This is a genomic window from Micromonospora sp. NPDC049679, assembly GCF_040659735.1.
Lineage (GTDB): Bacteria > Actinomycetota > Actinomycetes > Mycobacteriales > Micromonosporaceae > Micromonospora_I.
Genome location: NZ_JBFANZ010000009.1, coordinates 15,813 through 35,715 on the forward strand (window position 1 = coordinate 15,813; position 19,903 = coordinate 35,715).

18 protein-coding genes and 2 pseudogenes are annotated in these 19,903 nt (G+C 71.9%); 14 read left to right on the forward strand and 6 right to left on the reverse strand.

All coding sequences use genetic code 11. From position 1 onward, the window contains the following. Positions 1–50 precede the first annotated feature (50 nt). Positions 51–854: a sugar phosphate isomerase/epimerase gene (locus AB0J06_RS08255; RefSeq protein ID WP_357426025.1), complete on the forward strand. Its 804-nt coding sequence runs from the start codon at positions 51–53 to the stop codon at positions 852–854. A 95-nt stretch (positions 855–949) separates the two neighbouring features. On the opposite strand, the gene AB0J06_RS08260 is transcribed toward AB0J06_RS08255, so the two are convergent. Then, positions 950–1,498, reverse strand: a complete 549-nt coding sequence (locus AB0J06_RS08260) for a CGNR zinc finger domain-containing protein (RefSeq protein ID WP_357426027.1) — start codon at positions 1,496–1,498, stop codon at positions 950–952. A gap of 164 nt (positions 1,499–1,662) precedes the next feature. On the opposite strand from AB0J06_RS08260, the gene AB0J06_RS08265 reads away from it, so the two are divergent. The 6 genes from AB0J06_RS08265 (at position 1,663) to AB0J06_RS08290 (ending at position 7,068) form a co-directional block, all read left to right on the forward strand. Next, positions 1,663–2,583, forward strand: coding sequence for a proline dehydrogenase family protein (locus tag AB0J06_RS08265; protein ID WP_357426029.1), 921 nt, complete (start codon positions 1,663–1,665; stop codon positions 2,581–2,583). A gap of 56 nt (positions 2,584–2,639) precedes the next feature. Continuing rightward, entirely contained in the window at positions 2,640–3,956 is a 1,317-nt protein-coding gene (locus AB0J06_RS08270) for a hypothetical protein (RefSeq protein WP_357426031.1), read from the forward strand. Positions 3,957–4,297: 341 nt separating this feature from the next. Then, positions 4,298–4,510 (forward strand): helix-turn-helix domain-containing protein, encoded by a 213-nt coding sequence (locus AB0J06_RS08275; RefSeq protein WP_357426033.1) that lies wholly within the window; start codon positions 4,298–4,300, stop codon positions 4,508–4,510. Positions 4,511–4,745: 235 nt separating this feature from the next. Further along, complete coding sequence (locus AB0J06_RS08280) at positions 4,746–4,847, forward strand: AURKAIP1/COX24 domain-containing protein (protein ID WP_007465623.1); 102 nt, start codon at positions 4,746–4,748, stop codon at positions 4,845–4,847. Between the two features lie 92 nt (positions 4,848–4,939). After that, the gene (locus AB0J06_RS08285; RefSeq protein ID WP_357426035.1) at positions 4,940–6,037 is read left to right on the forward strand and encodes an NAD-dependent epimerase/dehydratase family protein; all 1,098 of its coding nucleotides are present in this window, start codon (positions 4,940–4,942) and stop codon (positions 6,035–6,037) included. Further along, positions 6,034–7,068 carry a lysophospholipid acyltransferase family protein gene (locus tag AB0J06_RS08290; protein ID WP_357426038.1) on the forward strand — a complete coding sequence of 345 codons (1,035 nt, stop codon included), beginning with the start codon at positions 6,034–6,036 and terminating at the stop codon, positions 7,066–7,068. The genes AB0J06_RS08285 and AB0J06_RS08290 overlap by 4 nt, the downstream gene beginning before the upstream one ends. Positions 7,069–7,115: 47 nt before the next feature. Here AB0J06_RS08290 and AB0J06_RS08295 read toward each other — a convergent pair whose 3' ends face one another. From AB0J06_RS08295 to AB0J06_RS08310, 4 genes and pseudogenes are all read right to left on the reverse strand, one after another. Then, a complete protein-coding gene (locus AB0J06_RS08295) occupies positions 7,116–8,270 on the reverse strand; it encodes a hypothetical protein (RefSeq protein ID WP_357426040.1) in 1,155 nt (384 codons plus the stop codon). Further along, positions 8,267–9,145 carry an HAD-IB family hydrolase gene (locus AB0J06_RS08300; protein ID WP_357426042.1) on the reverse strand — a complete coding sequence of 293 codons (879 nt, stop codon included), beginning with the start codon at positions 9,143–9,145 and terminating at the stop codon, positions 8,267–8,269. The genes AB0J06_RS08295 and AB0J06_RS08300 overlap by 4 nt, the downstream gene beginning before the upstream one ends. A gap of 409 nt (positions 9,146–9,554) precedes the next feature. Continuing rightward, positions 9,555–10,424: pseudogene (locus AB0J06_RS08305) on the reverse strand (DUF5667 domain-containing protein); the annotation flags it as partial. A gap of 246 nt (positions 10,425–10,670) precedes the next feature. Continuing rightward, complete coding sequence (locus tag AB0J06_RS08310) at positions 10,671–11,555, reverse strand: ECF subfamily RNA polymerase sigma factor, BldN family (RefSeq protein WP_357426243.1); 885 nt, start codon at positions 11,553–11,555, stop codon at positions 10,671–10,673. Between the two features lie 579 nt (positions 11,556–12,134). Between AB0J06_RS08310 and AB0J06_RS08315 the strand changes: the two genes are divergently transcribed. Genes AB0J06_RS08315 through AB0J06_RS08325 form a run of 3 tightly spaced genes read left to right on the forward strand, consistent with a single transcriptional unit; the run spans position 12,135 to position 14,705 of the window. Then, positions 12,135–13,769, forward strand: coding sequence for an AMP-binding protein (locus AB0J06_RS08315; protein WP_357426044.1), 1,635 nt, complete (start codon positions 12,135–12,137; stop codon positions 13,767–13,769). Further along, positions 13,762–14,016: a glutaredoxin family protein gene (locus AB0J06_RS08320; RefSeq protein ID WP_357426046.1), complete on the forward strand. Its 255-nt coding sequence runs from the start codon at positions 13,762–13,764 to the stop codon at positions 14,014–14,016. Before AB0J06_RS08315 ends, AB0J06_RS08320 begins: the two co-directional genes overlap by 8 nt. 32 nt (positions 14,017–14,048) lie before the next feature. Next, positions 14,049–14,705: an HAD hydrolase-like protein gene (locus AB0J06_RS08325; RefSeq protein WP_357426048.1), complete on the forward strand. Its 657-nt coding sequence runs from the start codon at positions 14,049–14,051 to the stop codon at positions 14,703–14,705. Here the strand turns inward: AB0J06_RS08325 and AB0J06_RS08330 are convergent. Next, a pseudogene (locus AB0J06_RS08330) lies at positions 14,690–14,785 on the reverse strand (DNA-binding response regulator); the annotation flags it as partial. The gene AB0J06_RS08325 and the pseudogene AB0J06_RS08330 overlap by 16 nt on opposite strands. 453 nt (positions 14,786–15,238) lie before the next feature. On the opposite strand from AB0J06_RS08330, the gene AB0J06_RS08335 reads away from it, so the two are divergent. The 4 genes from AB0J06_RS08335 to AB0J06_RS08350 are packed head-to-tail and all read left to right on the forward strand — an operon-like array spanning position 15,239 to position 19,903. Beyond that, a complete protein-coding gene (locus tag AB0J06_RS08335) occupies positions 15,239–16,033 on the forward strand; it encodes a redox-sensing transcriptional repressor Rex (RefSeq protein ID WP_357426050.1) in 795 nt (264 codons plus the stop codon). Further along, positions 16,030–17,364, forward strand: coding sequence for a glutamyl-tRNA reductase (locus tag AB0J06_RS08340; protein WP_357426052.1), 1,335 nt, complete (start codon positions 16,030–16,032; stop codon positions 17,362–17,364). The genes AB0J06_RS08335 and AB0J06_RS08340 overlap by 4 nt, the downstream gene beginning before the upstream one ends. Further along, positions 17,361–18,326, forward strand: coding sequence for a hydroxymethylbilane synthase (hemC, locus tag AB0J06_RS08345; protein ID WP_357426054.1), 966 nt, complete (start codon positions 17,361–17,363; stop codon positions 18,324–18,326). The genes AB0J06_RS08340 and hemC overlap by 4 nt, the downstream gene beginning before the upstream one ends. After that, on the forward strand, positions 18,323–19,903 hold the full coding sequence (locus AB0J06_RS08350) for a uroporphyrinogen-III synthase (protein ID WP_357426056.1): 1,581 nt from the start codon (positions 18,323–18,325) through the stop codon (positions 19,901–19,903). Before hemC ends, AB0J06_RS08350 begins: the two co-directional genes overlap by 4 nt.

Consider the following 19,903-nt stretch of genomic DNA (forward strand, 5'->3'; position numbering starts at 1 on the left):
GAGGCAGCTCGTCCCGGTGGGCTTCGCGGGGTGGGGCTACCCTGGCACACGTGACTTCCCGAGTCCCGGTCCTCCTGTCCAGTTCATCGGTCTTCCCCGAGCCGACGGCGGCGGCCTTCGAGATGGCCGCGACCCTGGGTTACGACGGCGTCGAGGTGATGGTCTGGACCGACGCGGTCAGCCAGGACGCGGGTGCGCTGCGCGGCCTCGCCGACCACTACGGGGTGCCCGTTCTCTCCGTTCACGCGCCGTGCCTGCTCGTGACGCAGCGGGTGTGGAGCCCCGACCCGTGGGAGCGGCTGCGGCGGGCCGCGGTGCTCGCCGAGACGCTGGGTGCCCCGACCGTCGTGGTGCACCCGCCGTTCACCTGGCAGCGCGACTACGCGCGGTCCTTCGCGACCGGGCTGAGCCGGCTGGTGGCGCACCACCCGGACGTGCGGTTCGCGGTGGAGAACATGTACCCGGTGCGGATGGCCGGCCGGCAGTTCGTGCCCTACGTGCCGGGGTGGAATCCCACCGACACCGGCTACGACTCCTACACCCTCGATCTGTCGCACTGCGCGGCCTCGCGCAGCGATGCCCTGGAGATGGCGGACGCGATGGGCGCCGGGCTGGCCCATGTGCATCTCGGCGACGGCACCGGTGAGGGGCGTGATGAGCACCTGGTGCCGGGGCGCGGCAGTCAGCCCTGCGCCGAACTGCTCGCCTCGCTGGCCGGTCGGGGCTTCACCGGCGCGGTCGCGGTCGAGGTCGCGACCCGGGGCGCCAAGAGCCGGGCGGTACGCGAGGCGGACCTGCGCGCCGCGCTGGAGTTCGCCCGGCAGCACCTCGCCGCCCCCGCCCCCGTCCGCTAGGGCCAGTTCCGGCCGCGCGGACGCTGTTCCCGCCGCGCCGGAGCCTTCCCGGCCGCACCGCCGCGTTCCCTGATACGCGGGCGCGCCGCGGTTCGTCAGGAGACGGCGGTGAGGGTCTGCTCCTCGGCGGCCCGCTTGCGCGCGCGGTGCGCCGCCACGTGCGACCGCGTCGCGCAGCGTTCGGAGCAGAAGCGGCGGCAGCAGTTGGACGAGGTGTCGAGGTAGACGTTGCCGCAGCGGTCGTCGGCGCAGACCCCGAACCGTGCGCTGCCGTATTCGCAGAGCCACACCGACAGTCCCCAGACGGCGCCCGCCAGGTATTCGGCGCTGACCGAGGCGCCCCGGCTGGTGACGTGCATGTGCCAGTCGCTGGCGTCGTGCCCGGAGATGCGTGGCTGCACCGGGAAGGCTTCCAACAGTGTGTTGAGCTCGGTCACCGCGTCGCCGTCGCGGCCCGAGGTGCCGTACTCGAAGACGTCCCGGAGGCGTTTCTGCGCGCGTCGGAAGGTTGCCACGTCGCGGTCGGCGATTTCCTCGCGCATCCAGGCGTTGTCTTCGGTGAAGATCGCCTTCAGGTCGTCGAGGTCGTCCAGCGGAGCGTTGACGAGGTCAACGGCGGTCCGCGCGTACGCATCGAAGTTCACCCGACAACCGTAGACGATTCATGCACCGTCTTGGGGATTCACATAGTGCGGTAGGAAGCGGGTGATCGGGATAGAGCTCCCAGAGCACGGAGCCCCGCCACCGTGGCACGCGCCGCCCTGACCGCCCGCAGGTCGGCGCGGGTGGCGGGCGCTAGGCTCGCCTCATGCTCCGATCGGTCATTCTCGCCGCCGCCCGGTCATCCCGGGTCGAGCGGCTCGTCGCGACGGCGCCGTTCAGCCGGGACGTCGTACGCCGGTTCGTCGCCGGCGCCACCACCGACGACGCGCTGCGCGCAACCCGCGAGCTCGCCGCCGGCGGTCTGGCGGTGACCCTCGACCATCTCGGCGAGGACACCGTCATCCCCGAGCAGGCCACCGCCGTCCGGGACGAATACGTCACCCTGCTCGGCGCGCTCTCCGCCGCCGGTCTCTCCGCGGGCGCCGACGTGAGCGTCAAGCTCTCCGCGCTCGGCCAGAAGTTCGACGACCAACTGGCGTACGACTACGCGCAGTCGATCTGCCGCGCCGCGAGCGAGGTCGGGACCACGGTGACCCTCGACATGGAGGACCACACCACCACCGACTCCACCCTCGACATCCTGACCAAGCTGCGCACCGACTTCCCGACCACGGGCGCGGTGCTCCAGGCCTATCTGCGCCGCACCGAGGCGGACTGCCGCGAGCTCGCCACCGCCGGTTCGCGGGTGCGGCTCTGCAAGGGCGCCTACAAGGAGCCGGAGTCGGTGGCGTTCCAGTCGGCGCTGGAGGTCGACAAGTCGTACGTGCGGTGCATGAACATCCTCATGTCCGGCGAGGGCTATCCGATGCTCGCCACCCACGACCCGCGACTGATCACGATCGGGGCGGACCGGGCGCGGTGGTTCGACCGCGCGCCGGAGGAGTTCGAGTTCCAGATGCTCTACGGGATCCGGCCGGAGGAGCACGCCCGGCTGGCCGGCGAGGGCTACACGGTGCGGGTTTACGTGCCCTACGGAGGCCAGTGGTACGGCTACCTGATGCGCCGCCTCGCCGAGCGCCCCGCCAACCTGACGTTCTTCGCCCGTGCGTTGAGCTCCAAGAAGTAGCGCATCCGGCTGAACGGCGGATTCCGTCGGTGGGTGGCGGGTCGTACCCTCCGGCAGTGACCGACGGGGAAGGTGGCCGGCCGCCCGGCCGGCGGTGCCGACTCTGGCTCGGCCTGGTGTCGACGCTGCTCGCCTGCGCCATCCTGGCCGGGCTGGCGGTGACCTATGCCGACCGGCTGCCCGTTCCCGCGTTCGCCGCCGGCAGGGGCACCCCCCTCCCGGCGCGCAGCCCCCACCCCGGTGACCCTGGCTCAGTCACGCAGGCCTGGCTGGGCGAGCGGATCGGCGAGCTCCTCAACCAGCAGGCCGCCGCCCTGCTCCGCGGCGACGAGCGCGGGTTTCTCGCGGTGGCCGATCCGGCGTCGCCCGCCGCCGCCGACCTGAAACGGCAGTACCACTCGCTGCGGGCCATGCAGGTGACCGCCTGGAAACCGCAGATCAGCACTGCGCCGGTGCGGATCGAGAACGGCCAAGGTGGCGTCGAGTGGCGGACGCTGGCGAGCTACGAGCACTGCTTCGTGCTGCCCTCCTGCCGTACCGGCCCCGTCGTGCAGGGGAGCCGCTGGGTCGCCGCGGCGGGACAACTGCGCATGGTCGCGGTCGAACCCTCGGTATCCGGACAGGACGGGCCGCGGCCCTGGGAGGCGAGCGACCTGGTCGTCGCCGTCGGGGCACGCACGCTGGTCGCGACGACCCCGGCGCACCGGTCGCGCCTCGCCGGGCTGCTGAAGGAGGCCGAGCAGGCGGCGGCGGTCGCCGATCGCTACGCCGCCGAGGGCTCGCCCCCGGACCGGTACCGCGTCTTCTACGCGGGCCGGACGGAGTGGGAGCGGTGGTACGGCGGCGATCGTCCGGGGTGGACGGCAGGCTACGCGGTGCCGGTCGGGGGGAACCACTACGAGGTGGTGCTCAACGGCGACCGGCTCCACAGCACGCTCGTCGGGGATCTGCTCCGACACGAGATGACGCACGCCGCCTCACTGCCGGGGCGGGGCTACCGCGACGGCGCCACCTGGTGGCTGGTCGAGGGGGTGGCCGAGCTGGCGGGCGCCGGCGGCCGACCGGTGAGCCGGTACGACGGTCTCACCGAACTGCGCGGGTTGCTCCGGACGAGCCGATGGAACGGTCGGCTGAACACGGCCGAACCCTCAGCCGCGGCCGACGCCGGGGAGGTGGCCGCCCGGTACGGGGTGGGTTACCTCGCCGTCCGCCATCTTGTCGACCGCTTCGGTGAGCGGCAGGTGCTGGCCTTCTTCAAGGCGGTGGTACACGGCGGGCGGACGCTGGACGAGGTGGCCCGGCAGGTGTTCGGTGAGGAATGGCCGGCGCTGCACGACGATTGTGTGACGTACGTCCGCGCGGCCGCCGGGTAGACGGCGACGGCCGTGCCGGCCGCGCGGCACAGACCTGAGATAGTGGGCGTGCTCCCAGTGCGGAGCCCCGTGCGCGTCCGGAAGCGTTTCGGGGCTCCCGTCCGGTGGTTCCGGTGGTGCCGCCGGGACCACCGGACGCCGCAGGCCGTACCCCTTCCGCGCACCTGACCGGGGCGGAGCGCCGCGGTGTGGCGACTTGACTGATCGTGATCAAGTAGCCGAACGCGTCGCGGCGGTCACAGCGGCACCGCTACCGTACTGGTAACACGCGCGTTGCCCGCTTCGGCGCGGAAGCATCCCGTCGGGCGGCACGTGCCGGGGATGGGATGGGTCGGTGAGCCATGACCGGATCACCACAGTCCGAGGGCAGGCTGTCGGAGGTCAAGTTCCTCACGGTCGCCGAGGTGGCGACCGTGATGCGGGTGTCGAAGATGACCGTTTACCGCCTGGTGCACTCCGGTGAGCTCACCGCGGTGCGGGTCGGGCGGTCGTTTCGGGTGCCGGAGCGCGCGGTGCACGAATATCTGCGGGGGGCGTTCCAGGAGTCGGCCTGACGGCCGGTCCGCGGAACGCGAACGGCGACCCGGCCCGGCCGCACATGGTGACTGAGGTCCATGGGGTCGCGTTGGTGCTGATGAGACGGTCGGGCTACCCTGGAGCCCGACCGTGACCACACCCCGGGTGGTTCCACGCCCCCATGCGGGTCCGGTCCGCTGTCCAGATCGGTTGCCGGCGTCACGTCACCGTGACTTCCGGTCCGACCCGCACGTTCGTTGAAAGGGCTGTCGTATGGGCTCTGTGGTCAAGAAGCGCCGCAAGCGTATGGCCAAGAAGAAGCACCGCAAGCTGCTGCGCAAGACCCGCGTCCAGCGTCGCCGTCTCGGCAAGTGAGCGCGGCCGGGCGCTGACCCGGCCCGCGAACTGCCGACTTCCTGTCGACCCCCGGAGGCCCATATGAGATCGCGGCACCTCTGCCTCGGTCCATGCCGGTCCGCCGGGGGGAGACGTTGACCGTCGACCGGTCCCCGGACGCTCCGGGGACCGTCGTCGTCACCGGCATCAGCCGGCCCCTCGGGGCGCGGGTCGCCGCCCGGCTCGCCGCCGACCCGCGAATCCGTCGGGTCGTCGGCGTCGATGCGGTCGAACCCGGGCCCGAGCTCGTGGCTCTGCTCGGCGGTGTCGAGCGGGTGCTCGCCGACCTCGGATCGGCGAGCACGATCATCGCCGACCTGCACGCCGAGGCCGTCGTCCACCTGGCCGTGCTCACCGCTCCCGATCAGCAGCACGGTGGCCGGACGGCGATGAAAGAGCAGAACGTCATCGGCACGATGCAGCTTCTCGCCGCCTGTCAGCAGGCGCCGCGGCTGCGCAAGCTGGTGATCAGGTCGTCCACCGCGGCGTACGGCGCCTCGTTCCGCGACCCCGCGGTCTTCACCGAGGAGACCGAGCCGCGTGAGGTGCCGCGCGGCGGGTTCGCCCGCGACATCCTCGACATCGAGGGGTACGTGCGCGGCTTCCGCCGCCGCCGTCCCGAGATCACCGCCACCGTGCTGCGCTTCGCACCGTTCGTCGGATCGACGATCGACACGACGTTGACCCGCTACTTCGCCCAGCCGGTCGTGCCGACCGTGCTCGGCCGTGACCCCCGGCTGCAGTTCGTGCACGTCGATGACGCGCTCGAGGTGCTGCACCGGTCGGTGACCGAGGAGCATGGCGGCACCTACAACGTGGCGGGCGCCGGGGTGCTGGCGCTGTCCCAGGCCATCCGGCGCGCGGGTCGGGTCGCCGTGCCCGTTCTCGAGCCGGGGCTCTCGGCTGCCGCCGGGTTCGCCCGCAGCCTCAGCGTCGGGCGCTACGGGTTCGACCAGGTCGACCTCTTCGTGCACGGCCGCGTCGTCGACACCACCAGGCTGATCAACGAGTACGGATTCACCCCGCGCTCCACCGCCGCGGCCTTCGACGACTTCATCAGCGGACACGCTGGCGGGACGGTCGTGCGCGCCGATCAACTCGCGGCGGCCGAACAGGCGATCCTCGACGGAATCCGTCGGGTTCGGGCCGCGGTCGAGGAGCGATCATGAGCGAGCGAGGTGCGGAACCGCGACGCGGGCCGCGTTCGGACAACACCGCCCGGGACGGCTCGCCGCCGGTCAACGGCAAGCGGATCGTCCTCCCTCCGGCCAATCCCGGCGACGCCATCGCCGACGGCGCATCGCGCAACGGGCAGCGGCCGGCGCCGCCGATCGATCCGGCCGTGGCCGACCAGCCGGGCGACGTCTGGGACCGGCGGATCGCGTCGGGGCTCGCGTTCCTGCGGCGCCGTCTCGCCGGCCAGTACGAGGTGGACGAGTTCGGCTTCGACGCCGACCTGAGCGAGCACGTGTTCCATCCGATTCTCCGACTGCTCTACCGCGACTGGTTCCGCACCGAGGTGTTCGGGGTGGAGAACCTGCCGAGGAACGGGGCGGGGCTGGTCGTGGGGAACCACTCCGGCACGGTGGCGTTGGATGCCCTGATGCTCTCGGCGGCGCTGCACGACCGGCATCCTGAGCGGCGTCATCTGCGGTTGCTCGGCGCCGACCTGGTTTTCCGGATGCCGGTCGTATCGGAGTTGGCGCGCAAGTCCGGCGGCACGGTCGCCTGCAACCCGGACGCGGAGCGGCTGCTCGGCGACGGCGCGCTCGTCGGCGTCTTTCCGGAGGGTTTCAAGGGCGTCGGCAAGCACTATTCGCAGCGATACAAGCTGCAGCGCTTCGGCCGGGGTGGTTTCGTCTCGGCGGCGCTGCGCACCGGCACTCCCATCATTCCCGTGGCGATCGTCGGCGCCGAGGAGATCTACCCGATGCTCGCCGACGTCAAGCCGCTGGCCCGACTGCTCGGCCTGCCCTATTTCCCGGTCACGCCCACGTTCCCCTGGTTGGGGCCGCTCGGGATCGTGCCGTTGCCGAGCAAGTGGCTGATCCAGTTCTGTCCACCGATCCCCACCGCGGACCTGATGGACCAGGCGGACGATCCGATGGTCGTCTTCAACCTCTCCGACCAGGTGCGCGAGACGATCCAGCAGGCGCTGCACCGCCTCCTCGAGCGGCGTCCCGACCCGTTCGCCCCCTGACCGCCCCGGTCACGGACGAGCGGGCTGGGGTGGACGGCCGCGGCCGGTCAGTCGAGGGCGCGCAGGTCGAGCGCGTGCCACGTCATCGTCTCGTTGTCTCCGGTCGACCACCACAGCACGCCGGCCCGGGTGAGCACGCTCCCCACCCCCTCCGCCACCACGACCGTCCGCTTGCGCCCGATGTCGTAGAGCGCCAGCTGCTGTTTCGTCGACACGGCGGTCTGCGCGTCGGCCAGCGACAGCACCTCGAAGCGGTCGAGCAGCGCCACATCCATCACCGAGGCCGTCGCGGTGCCTCCCGCGACCTGCCGCCGGTCGGAACCATCGGGCCGCATCAGGTCGAGCCGCGAGGGGCCGTCGCCGGCAAGGATGAGCACGCGGCACCACGTCGCGCTGCAGGTGACCAGCTCGGTCGGCGCCGCGTTCACCTTGATCAGCTTGTCCGCGACGAGGTCGCGGAGCTGAACCGGCCCGGTCTGCCCGCTGCCGGCGCTGACCAGCCACGGCCACGCGGAGAGCGCCCACTGCCCGGGCTCGGTGCGCGTCGTGACGTCTCCGCCCGCGAGTGCCACCGAACGCAGCTCGGTCGCGCCCTGCGTCGCCGCGGGGGGCACGGCCAGCCAGTAGACCCGGCCGTCGTTCGCGACCATGTCGTACTGCGAGTTGAAGAAGGCGACGTCCCCGGTGTCGGCGGTCAGTCGCCGGGGCGGGACAGCGGTCCGGATGTTCCCCGCCCAGATTTCGGTGTGGCCCAGGCCGGCGCCGTCCGAGACCAGTTCGGCCCAGGCGAGGTCGTCGCCGGTGACGACGAATCCGACGTACTGCGGGGAGGCGGCGATCGGGAGACGACGCAGCTCCCGGAGCCGGCCGTCGGCGCCGCGCAACACCAGCCGGAGCTGGCTTCCGTCCGGGCTGGGGGCCGTGCCCACCGACGCGCCCGCGTCCAGCATGAACAGTGGAGCGTAGGCGGGCCCGTCCGACAGGGCACCGGGAATCTCGGCCGGTTTCGCGTCGGGCCAGACCCGGGCGAGCGTGAGAGTCTCCGCCGCGGCGGGCCGCACCGGGCGGGTCGACGGAAGTGCGATCAGCGCGCCGGCGGCGGCCAACGCGGCGACGAGACCGACGGCACGCCAGCGACCTCCCCGGCGGACGGGATCCGGGGCGTCGCCGTCGGCAGCGGCGGGAGCGACCGTCACCGTCATCGGCCCAGCCGTCGGCGGCGGCGCAGCGCAAGGCCGGCGGTGACCGCTCCGACCACGAGGCCGGCGGCGGCCGTCGACGGTACGGCGATCTTCGCCGCCTTACGCCCGGTGCGGAAGTCGCGGATCTCCCAGCCCCGGTCCCGCGCCTCGCGGCGGAGCGCACTGTCCGGGTTCACGGCCACCGCGTGCCCCACCGCGGAAAGCATCGGGATGTCGTTGGACGAGTCGCTGTAGGCCGTGCAACGGGTGAGGTCGAGCCCTTCGACGGAGGCGAGCTGGGCGATCGCGTCGGCCTTGGCGGGACCGTGCATGAGGTCACCGACGAGCCGACCGGTATAGGCGCCGTCCTCGATCTCGGCGACCGTGCCGATCGCGCCGGTCAGCCCCAACCGCTGCGCGATGACCCGACCGATCTCGACCGGCGCCGCACTGACCAGCCAGACCCGCTGTCCGGCGTCGAGGTGCAGCTGAGCCAGCGCGCGACTGCCACCCCAGATGCGCGGCGCCATCAGCTCGTCGAAGATCTCCTCGCTGAGGCGCTCCACATCGTCGACCCGCCAGCCCGCCACAAAGGCCAGCGCGGCCTCCTTCGCCTGCGACATGTCGCCGGCGTGTTCGGTGGCGAGCACCCGGAACCGCAGCTGTTGCCACGCGAAACGGGCGAGGTCGCCGCTGGTGAAGTACTTGCGGGCGGCGAGGCCACGGGCGAACCAGTAGATGGAGGCGCCCTGCATCATCGTGTTGTCCACGTCGAAGAAGGCCGCCGCTGTCGGATCCGGGGGGACGGCCAGGGCCTCCTCCAGCTCGGTCGCGGCCCAGCCGGCGGTGTGACCGTACGCGTCCGTGCTGACGGTCACCTTTCGGGTGCGGGCCACGCCCGGACCTCCCTCTACTCGAACAGTTCGACGCCTTCCGCGAGGGTAGCCGGCTCCGCCGCCACATACCTGCGTTGCGTCCCGCGGGGCGCCGGCGCGCCGTTGACGCCGCCCTACGCGGCACCGGGGCTTCTGACAGGAATGTCAGAAGCCCCGGTCGACGCGGTGCTCATTCAGCTCAGTCGAGAATGTCACTCAGCAGCCGGCCGAGGCCGCCGAGCACGCCCTCGTCGGTGCTGTCGCTCGGCTGGTCGTCGGGGCTCGGCGCGTTGCTCGGCGGGGTAGTCGCGTCCGAACCCGGCGTCGGGCTGTCGGTCGTCGCCGTCGGCCCGGCCTTCTCGGCGGTGTCCGCAGCCGGCGGGGTCTGACTCTGCTGCCGCTGCGCGCGGGACGGCGGGGCCGCCATCGCACAGCTTCTCGGCAGCGGCCCGAGCTCATCGGTGCCGGCCGAGGCCTCCGGGCCGCAGGAGAGCGTGTGCCGGAGCTGGTCGCCGCGGTCGTGGATCGAGTCCAGCAGCGCGAGCGAGGCGAGAGCCCGCTTCCGGTTGGCCTCGGTCGCCCCGTCGACCAGGCCGGCGACGACCGGTCGCTGCCCGGTGAGGAACGTGTCGATCGCGTCGAGCGCGGCCTTGTCCTTGCGTTGCATCGCGGACGTCGTCATCAACTTCACGCCCTGGCGGGTGTCGGCGTCCATGTCGTTGAGGACCGCCCCGAAGCCGACGCTGTCGTGTCGTACGGTCTTTGCCTCGGCGAGCCGGGTGCGCGCGAAGTCGAGGGAGAGCTGTCCGCGGGAAAGATCTGAACTCGCCAGCGCGAGTTGGGCGCGCTCGGTGGAGCGCTTGACCCCGTAGAGGGCGTCGCCCGGCACGGCGTTCTCGCTCGCCGCCGACATCCCCGAGACCGCGATGGCGCCCGCCACGACGCCGACGACGATGGCGCCGCGGGCGCGTGCCCGTTGGGCGGTGAGCCCCGTGCGGGAGCGCTGGCGTCCGCTCCGGCGCACCTCGGCCTCGGCCTCGGCCTCCGGCTCCGCCGTCACGCCGATGCCGTCACGCTCGGCCGTGGCGATCAGCATCGCCCGCAGGCCGGCGCGGAAGTCGGGCTCGGCTTCGGCCTCGATCGAAGGCCGGAGTGCGGATACGCGGTGCCCGACCGCCACAAGCTCGGCAAGATCCTCGTCAACGCGGTCGCGCACATGGTGACGTCGGCCGCCGTCGGCCTCGTCAAGAAGTTGCGCGAGGCGCTCGGCCCGTCGGCGATAGAAGATGAGCGTGCTCACTGCGGACACCTCCCTTCGCTGGTCACGACTATGCGGCCGGCGTGCTCGCCGGCCGGTGCGACCGAGGCCCGGCCCGGCCCGGCGTAGCCGGACCCGAGACACGTGCCCGGCGTGTCCTGGCCTGCGGAAATCCCAGGGCCACCGCCGGTCGCATCCCAACAAACGGGCGATGGATGGCACCGGTTACGGGTGACTCCGCAAAATAATTACGAAGAGTGAGGGTGATGCCGGCACGGGCCGGACCGCTCACGACTGGAACCCATCCGGAAGCAGCCGGGCGAGGGCGCGGACGGCCCGGTACTGCAGCGCCTTGATGGCTCCCTCGTTCTTGCCCATGGACTGTGCGGTTTCGGCGACCGAGAACCCCTGCAGGAAACGGAGCACGATGCATTCCTGCTGCTCGGGGTTGAGCTGCTTCACCGCTGTCAACAAAGTGACATTGGTGATGTGGTCCACGACGGCCGCCTCGGGGCTCCCCTCCGGCCCCCGATCCTCGCGGTCCGCGTCGAGAACATCACCGGTAGTAACTTCCAGTCGGTAGCGGCCCGACTTGAAGTGGTCGGCCACGAGGTTGCGGGCGATGGTCACGAGCCAGGCGCCGAGGTCCCGTCCCTGCCACGTGAAGCTGCCGATCCGCTTGAGGGCGCGCAGGAACGTGTCCGAGGTGAGGTCCTCCGCCAGTTGCCGGTTGCCGACCCGGAAGTAGACGAAGCGGAAGACGGTGTCGACGTACCGGTCGTAGATCAGGCCGAAGGCCTCGGCCTCGCCCGCCTGCGCGCGCTCGACCAGCGTCCAGACCTCGGTCGCCGGATCCGACGGGTGCGGACGGTCCGGATATCCGGTCGGTGGTTTACCTGACCCCGTCGACTCCTCCGTCGCCGGCACCGCCGGCAGGATGGCCGTGTCGGTGTCGGCGGCGCGGGGGCGCACGACGGGCTCGGTCGGCGTCTGGACGGGGCCGGGCTGGGTCGGCATGACCGGCCGGGCCGGAGCGGCGACGCGTCCTCCCACGGACTTGGCGTTGCTCCCGGGCGGCGTGTGCCGGGACGGCGTCTCGTTGGGGTGCGGTCGGTTGCGGATCCGCTTGCTGTTGCCGTCGCCGCGTACCGCCAGGCTCACCATCTCGTTCATCGACCCTCTCAGGGCGTGCAGTCCATCGGTGAGGGCGTTCCGTGCTGACTGCACGTCGTGGCTGACAAACTCGCCGGCGTGGGCGTATCCCGTCACTGACCCTCCTCCGCCCACCCGCGGGCGAGCGCGGCGCGGCCCGGGGACCCGGCACCGTTTCTGCTGGGATGGGCGCTCACGCTGTCGCGTTCCGACAACGCTCTGGCGGGGTGCGCCACATGACGACACACACCCTCGAGGTGCTGGTGCGGTGTCTTAACGGGCACAGCGGCCTCCTCGGGCTGAGGGGTGTCGACTCACAGCAAAACGGGTGGCCCGACCCTCGTGATGATAGGGCCAACGTCACCCACACGTGTGGAGTCCGTTACACAGAGCTGAATCATTTCCTTAACGCAACCTTTCGTGTCGCACACCCTGTGCGGCGGTGGCTACTAAACGGCGCGTTCGACTCATCCAGGCAAGGCCGGATCACCGGAACGGGCGGGGACCCGCTCCGTTCGGCGAGTCGCGCCTGCGCCATGAGGACCCGGCACCGAGCCAGGAGGATGAGCCGGGGCGTCCGCTGTGTCAGACTCATCGATCGTGCAGCAACCCCCCACTGCCCCCGATATCGACCAACCCACCGGCAATCTCGCCGAACGGGTACGTCGCGCAGCCGCCACCGGCGCCCACCGACCGGCCCTCATCTGGCACGACCGGACGATCACCTGGGGCGAACTGGACATCCGGATCGACGAGGTCGCGTACGCGCTGGCCCAACTCGCGCCCCCAGACGACGGCCAGCCGCCCCGGATCGCGATCGCACTGCCCAACTCGCCCGATTTCGCCGTCGCGTTCTTCGCCACGCTGCGGGCCGGGCTGGTCGCCGTACCGGTGAATCCGGCCTTCACCGCGCGCGAACTGCGGCACGTGCTCGCGGATTCCGGCGCCGCGCAGCTGATCTGCACCGAGCAGGTGCGCGAACTGCTCACCGGGTTCCGTGACGACCTGCCGGCGCTCTCCGCCGTGCACACGGCGCTGCCCGCCGCGCCCGGCGGGCCACCGCGTCCCGCCGCCGTCACCGACGCCGGAGACCTCGCCGTCCTGCTCTACACCTCCGGCACGGAGGGCTGGCCGAAGGGGGCGATGCTCTCGCACCGCGCCCTCCTGGCGAACCACGCGCAACTCGCCCGCATCGAACCCCCCGTCGTCGGTCGCGACGACCGGCTACTGCTCGCGCTCCCGCTGTTCCACGCCTACGGGCTGAACAGCGGGCTCGGCGCCATCGCCTACCACGGCGCCTGCGGCGTGCTGATCGACCGGTTCGATCCCGCCGAGGCGCTGGCCGCCATCGGCCGGCACCAGGTCACCGCCGTCATCGGGGTGCCGTCCATGTTCGCCGCGTGGTCGTCGTTGCCGGCGGCCGCGCCGATGACCTCGCTGCGGGTCGCGGTCTGCGGCGCCGCGCCGCTCGAGGCGCCCGTCGCGGCGCGGTTCACCGAGCTGACCGGGCAGCCCGTCTTCGTCGGGTACGGCCTGACCGAGACCGCGCCGGTGCTCACCTCGACCCTGGCCAGCCCGCAGGCCAAGATCGGCTCGATCGGGCGGCCGATCCCCGGGGTCGAACTGCGGCTGCTCGGCCCGGATGGCGGGGAGCTGTGGCGGGACGGCGCGGCCGGCCCGGAGTTGGACGACGAGGACGGCTGGGACCTCGACGTGGAGTCCCTCGGCACGGACCCCGGCGAGATTGTCGTCCGCGGCGCCAACCTCTTCTCCGGCTACTGGCCGGACGGGCGGGACGGGCCCGACGCCGAGGGCTGGTGGGCGACCGGCGACATCGCCTACGCCGATCTCGACGGGGACCTGTTCCTGGTCGACCGGTTGCGGGAGCTGATCCTCGTCAACGGGTTCAACGTCTATCCCCGTGAGATCGAACTGGTGCTGCAGACACACCCCGGCGTGGCCGAGGCGGCGGCCCTCGCGGTGCCCGATCCGCAGACCGGGCAGGCGGTCAAGGTCTATCTGGTCCGGACGCCGGGGAGCACGGTCGCCGAGGAGGAGGTGTTGCGGCACTGTGAGCGCAACCTCGCCCGGTTCAAGTGCCCCGGCTCCGTGGAGTTCGTCGACACCCTGCCCCACTCGGCGATCGGCAAGGTGCGCAAGAGCATGCTGAGGACCGCGTCGAACGCGGAGCCCGGCGCGAGCACGCGACCGGAGGAGCGCGGTGCAGGTGAGTGACGCCCGACTGACCCTGATCACCCGGCCCGGGTGCCATCTCTGCGACGACGCCAAGGAGGCGATCGCACGGGTGGCGGCCGCCACCGGGGACGAATGGGTCGAGGTGGACGTGACCGGCGACCTCGAGCTGGAACGCGAGTACGGAGAGCGGCTGCCGGTCGTCCTCCTCGACGGCAGGGAGCACGGGTACTGGCGGGTGGAAGAGGAGCGGTTGCTGCGCGACCTGCGCTCATCCGAACCGCGGTGACCCCGCGCGCGTCCGCCGCGTATGGTGCCCCGATGGCATCGGCACCCACCCACCTCGTCTGGGACTGGAACGGCACCCTGCTCAACGACCTGAACCTGGTGGTCTCCTCGACCAATGTCGCGTTCGCCAGCGTGGCCGGCCCCACTGTCACCGCCGCCGAGCACCGCGTCCAGTTCCGTCGCCCCGTCTCCGCCTACTACGCGGAGGTGCTGGGACGGGCGGTGGACACCGACGAGTTCGGCCGGCTCGACATGATCTTTCATGACGCGTACCGGAACGGGCTGACGACCTGCGAGCTCGCCGACGACGCGACGACGGCGATGCAGTCGTGGAGCGGCACCCAGTCGCTGCTGTCGATGTGGTTCCACGACGAGTTGGTGCCGGTCGTCGAGGCGTACGGCCTGGCCGCGTCGTTCCGGCGCGTCGACGGGCTACGGGCCGCCGTCGGCGGCGACCGCAAGGCGGAACATCTTGCCCGGCATCTCGATGCGCTGGATGTGGACGGACGCTCGGCGGTGCTGATCGGCGACTCGCTCGACGACGCGGACGCCGCCGAGTCGGTGGGGGCGGGTTGTGTGCTCTACGCCGGCGGCTTCACCGACCCCGATCGGTTGCGCGCGTCGGGGTGGCCGGTGGCCGACACCCTGACCGGAGCCGTGGCGCTCGCCGCGGCTCAGCCGCGCAGGTAGGTCAGGACGGCGAGCACGCGGCGGTGCTGCTCCTCATCGGGAGGCAGCCGGAGCTTGGTGAAGATGTTCCGCGCGTGCTTCGGCGGGCCTGTTCACGGTAGGGCTGCCCCTACCGTGCGATGGGCACGCGCCGGACGCGGGCGGCATCTCGTCCGTGTGCCCCGTCGTCGGACGGGGCGTGTGGTGGCGGCGCGGTGCGGACGCCATTGTCGGGCTACTGGAGCACGGGTAGTGAGCGGCGACAATTGGCAGGCTGGGAGCGCGACCGCGCATACTCGCGGTCAGACAAGTCGGAATTAGGCAATAATCGCGAAACCGGGCCCGCTCCGCTGCTTCCGGGGATCATGCGAACGGAGGGCCTGGTGAACCGCTGCCGCGATCGATCAAGATCGCGATTTGTGCACGCCTTCACAAGCGAATACTCTGATACCCCGACGAACCCTGCTAGCACAGCCGGTTACGGCAGTCGCCGCAGGGGCACCCGCAGCGACCGGCCGGGCCGGCAGGTCGAGGATCGCACCGCACGGAGTCACATGAGTCAGCACCGCCCAGGCGCGTCCGGCCGAGCCGGTGCCGTTCCGGCGCTTCCGGACCTCCCTGAGGCGACGGTGGCGCGGCTGCCCGAATATCTGCGAGCCCTGCACAATCTCGCGGAGTCCGGCCACGACACCGTCTCCAGCGAAGGACTCGCCGCCGCCGCCGGAGTCAATTCCGCGAAATTGCGCAAGGACCTTTCGCATCTCGGCTCCTACGGCACCCGTGGTGTGGGTTATGACGTCGATCTCCTGATCGAGCAGATCGAATACGTGCTCGGACTCACACAACGCCGGGCGGTCGCCCTCGTCGGCGTCGGTAATCTCGGTCACGCTCTCGCCGGCTACGCGGGCTTCGCCAGCCGCGGATTCCGCATCGCGGCCCTTATCGACGCCGACCCCGCCCAGGTCGGCGAGGAGATCAACGGGCTCGTCGTGCGCCACATCGACGAGCTGGAGCAGATCGCTTCCGAGGAGTCGATCGCGATCGGAGTGATCGCCACGCCGGCGGCCGCCGCGCAGGGCGTCGCCGACCAGTTGGTCGCCGTCGGCGTCACCAGCATCCTCAACTTCGCGCCCTGCGTGCTCGGCGTGCCCGAGGGAGTCGATGTGCGCAAGGTCGATCTGGCGATCGAGCTGCAGATCCTCTCCTTCCACGAACACCGCAAGGCGTCGCTGACCGCGTTGCCGGGAGTGTTCGCCGGCACCGGCACGGAGGACGCGGCGGCCAAGGGCCTGCGCCGCCCGGCCGGCGGCACCAAGCCCGCCGGGACAGCCGAGGCGGTCGGCTCGTGAACCTTCTCGTCGTCGGCGCGTCCTACCGCACCGCCCCGGTCGCCATGCTGGAGCAGTTGGCGGTCGCCCCCGGCGAGCTCACCGCCACTCTGGGCCGACTGCTCGCCCAGCCATACGTCCGCGAGGCCGTCGTCGTCTCCACCTGCAACCGGGTCGAGGTCTACGCCGCGGTCACCGGCTTCCACGGTGGTCTCGGCGACGTCTGCGCGGTGCTCGCCGCCCAGGCCGGCGCCGCCCCGGCCGAGCTCGCCAACCACCTCTACGTGCACTACGAGGGCGCGGCGGTGGAGCACGCCTTCCGGGTCGCCGCCGGCCTCGACTCGATGGTCGTCGGCGAGGCGCAGATCCTCGGCCAGCTCCGCGACGCCTACCACGCGGCGACGGAAGCCGACTCCGCCGGACGACTGCTCCACGAGCTGATGCAGCAGGCGCTGCGCGTCGGCAAGCGGGCCCACGCCGAAACCGGCATCGACCGCGCCGGCCAGAGCGTCGTCACCGCGGCGCTCGACGTCGCCGCCACGCAGTTCGACGGCGGCCTGACCGGACGGCCCGCGCTCGTCGTCGGGGCCGGCGCGATGGGAGCCCTCTCCGTCGCCACGCTCTCCCGGCTCGGCGTCGGGTCGCTCGCCGTGACCAACCGTGGCACCGACCGGGCCGTCCGGCTCGCCGAGGCGTACGGGGCCACCGCCCTCCCCATCGACGAGCTCACCGCCGCCCTGTCGACCGTGGACGTCGTGGTCGCCGCCACCGCCTCGACCGAGCCCGTGCTGACCCGTGAGGTCGTCGCCGCCGCGCTCGAGCGGCGACGTGCGGGCGGGGACCGGGCGCGCCGCGACGCGCCGCTGGTCCTTCTCGATCTCGCCGTGCCGCGCGACGTCGACGCCGCCGTGGCCGATCTGCCCGGCGTCCTCGTGGTCGACATCGACGGCTTGGCCGACGCGGTGACCGAGGCTCCGGCCGCCGCCGACACGGCAGCCGTGACGCAGATCGTCGTCGCCGAGGTGGAGGCGTTCCTCACCTGGCTGCGCGGCGCCGACGTCGCCCCGACCGTGGCTGCTCTGCGTGGCCGTGCCGACGATGTGGTCACCGCCGAGCTCCGCCGGCTGGCGCAGCGTCGGCCGGACTTCACCGACGAGCAGCGGGCGGACGTTGCGCACACCGTCCACCGGGTGGTGCAGCGGCTGCTCCACTCGCCGACGGTGCGGGTACGCCAGCTCGCCGCCGAACCCGGCGGTGACCAGTACGCGGCGCTGCTGCGGGAGCTGTTCGACCTGGAGGTGCCCCAGACGTCCGGCGCCGATGTCGTGCCCGATCTCGGAGGTGAACGGTGACCGCGCTACGTCTCGGCACCCGGGGCAGCGCGCTGGCGATGGCCCAGTCCCAGCACGTCGCCGACGCGCTGCGCGCGGCGACCGGGCGCGACGTCGAACTGGTCGAAATTGTGACCGCCGGCGACCGCTCCACCGCGCCGGTGGCCGCGCTCGGTGTCGGGGTCTTCGTCTCGGCCCTGCGCGACGCGCTCGGCGCCAAGGAGATCGACTTCGCGGTCCACTCGTACAAGGACCTACCCACCGCGGCCCACCCGGGCCTGCACATCGCCGCGGTGCCGCCGCGTGAGGACCCGCGTGACGCGCTGATCGCGCGCGACGGACGGATTCTGAACGAGCTGCCGCCGGGCGCCACGATCGGCACGGGGGCGCTGCGCCGCATCGCGCAACTGCACGCTCTCGGCCTGCAGTTGCAGGTCACGCCGATTCGAGGCAACGTTGACACCCGGATCCGCCGCGTTTCCGGCCCGGATGCCGATCTCGACGCGGTCGTGCTCGCCCGCGCCGGACTGGCCCGGCTCGGACGCGCCGACGAGATCACTGAGACCCTCGACCCGATGCTGATGCTGCCGGCCCCCGCCCAGGGTGCGCTCGCGGTGGAGTGCCGGGCCGATGACACCGACCTGGTCGAGCTGCTGGCGGCACTCGACCACGCACCGACCCGGGCCGCGGTCACCGCGGAACGGGCGTTGCTGGCGACCCTGGAGGCTGGATGCAGTGCACCGGTCGCCGCGTTCGCCGAACTCGCCGAGGGCGACCACGGTGACGAGATCTATCTGCGCGGGGCGGTGATCAGCCCGGATGGCGCTCGCGACATCCGACTGTCCCGCACCGGTACGCCCGCCGACGCGGCGGAGATCGGCAAGGCACTCGCCACCGATCTCCTCGACGCCGGCGCCGACACGATCCTTGTCGCGCCCATGCCTTCCGGCGCGCAAGCCCAGCAACTGGGGAGCACAGAATGACCCGCACCCGTAAGCCCGTAGGCCGTATCGCGTTTGTCGGGGCAGGTCCCGGCGACCCGGGCCTGCTGACTCGCCGGGCGCATGACGCCCTGGTCGAGGCCGACCAGGTGATCTACGACCGTGGCGTGCCCGAGTCCCTGCTCGACGCGATCCGCGGCGAGGCCAAGGACGACGCGCAGTTCAGCCCCGCCGAGGGGGTGCCGGGCGATGTCGCCAAGATGCTCATCTCGGCCGCCCGTTCCGGGCTCTCCGCCGTGCATCTGGTCGCTGGCGACCCGTTCGGTCACGACGCCGTGGTCAAGGAGGTGCAGGCGGTGGCCCGCACCGCCGTGCACTTCGAGGTCGTCCCCGGGGTCGGTCAGGCCGAGGGCGTCGCGACCTACGCCGGCGTGCCGCTGCCCGGCGTACGGACCGTGGCCGATGTCGACGACGTCGCGGCGCTCGACTTCGAGGCGCTGGCGGCGGCGATCGGTCGTGGCTCGCTCGCGCTCGCCGTGGACGCCGGTGATCTGGCGGCCATCCGCGACGGCCTGCTCGCCGCGGGCGTCGACGGTACGACCGCGGTGGGCGTGACCGGCGACGGCACCGGAGAGACGCAGTACACGACGACTTCCACCGTCGACAGCTTCGTCGCGGCCGCGCTCGGCTTCACCGGTCGGGTCGTGCTGACCGTCGGTGGCGGGGTGACCCAGCGCGACAAGCTGAGCTGGTGGGAGAACCGTCCGCTCTACGGGTGGAAGGTGCTCGTTCCCCGCACCAAGGAGCAGGCCGGCGTGATGAGCGCCCGGCTCCGCGCCTACGGGGCGATCCCCTGTGAGGTGCCGACCATCGCCGTCGAGCCCCCGCGCACGCCGGCCCAGATGGAGCGGGCCGTGAAGGGCCTCGTCGACGGACGCTACGCGTGGGTCATCTTCACCTCGGTCAACGCGGTGCGCGCGGTGTGGGAGAAGTTCGCCGAACACGGGCTCGACGCCCGTCACTTCGGCGGCGTAAAGATCGCCTGCATCGGTGAGGCGACCGCGGACGCCGTACGTGACTTCGGCATCCAGCCGGAGCTGGTGCCGGCCGGCGAGCAGTCGTCGGAAGGCCTGCTGGCCGAGTTCTCGCCGCACGACGAGGTCCTCGACCCGGTCGGCCGGGTGCTGCTGCCCCGTGCCGACATCGCGACCGAGACGCTCGCCGCCGGGCTGACCGAGCTAGGCTGGGAGGTCGACGACGTGACCGCCTACCGGACGGTCCGGGCGGCTCCGCCGCCGGCCGAGATCCGCGACGCGATCAAGTCGGGTGGCTTCGACGCCGTGCTCTTCACCTCGTCCTCGACCGTGCGCAATCTGGTCGGCATCGCCGGCAAGCCGCACGCCCGCACCGTGGTTGCGGTGATCGGTCCGAAGACGGCGGAGACGGCGACGGAGTTCGGCCTCCGGGTCGACGTGCAGCCGGCGCACGCATCGGTGCCGGATTTGGTGGAGGCGCTCGCGTCCTACGCCGTGGAGCTGCGGGAGAAGCTGGCGGCCATGCCGGCGAAGCAGCGCCGTGGTTCCAAGGTGCAGGGACCGACCGCCTTGAGGTTCCGCTGA